This is a genomic window from Virgibacillus salexigens (assembly GCF_014905415.1).
GTDB lineage: Bacteria > Bacillota > Bacilli > Bacillales > Amphibacillaceae > Virgibacillus > Virgibacillus salexigens.
The window spans coordinates 1-291 of record NZ_BNEO01000201.1 but is presented as its reverse complement, the minus strand read 5'-3'; the positions used below and the strand labels follow the sequence as shown (position 1 = coordinate 291).

Here is a 291-nt window from a genome sequence, read left to right as displayed (position 1 = left end):
CCAACCCGATAGTCCTTGCATAACTATTAAATTCGAATAGCTTTTCGACCACGCCTTGACCGTAGTTTACAGATTGTATTCCTTGTAACTCATTGATTTGTTTAGCAACTGGAGCGGTATCCTGTGGGTCTGCAGTTTTGACAACAAACACATGATTCAATGGGTTGTCCTGCTCAAACATTTGCCAGGCTTGTCCGTTTTCCCCCATGCTATCAATTAAACTATTTAATTGGTCATCTTTCGAAGAAAAAACAGCCGATTGTACGCCATTTATTTTTTCGATTTCATTTC

At 39.5% G+C, this 291-nt stretch carries 1 protein-coding gene; it reads right to left on the bottom strand.

The genetic code is table 11. The features are described from left to right. Nucleotides 1-291: permease-like cell division protein FtsX (locus JKP73_RS22840; protein ID WP_234447188.1), on the bottom strand; the 291-nt coding region annotated here is incomplete at both ends.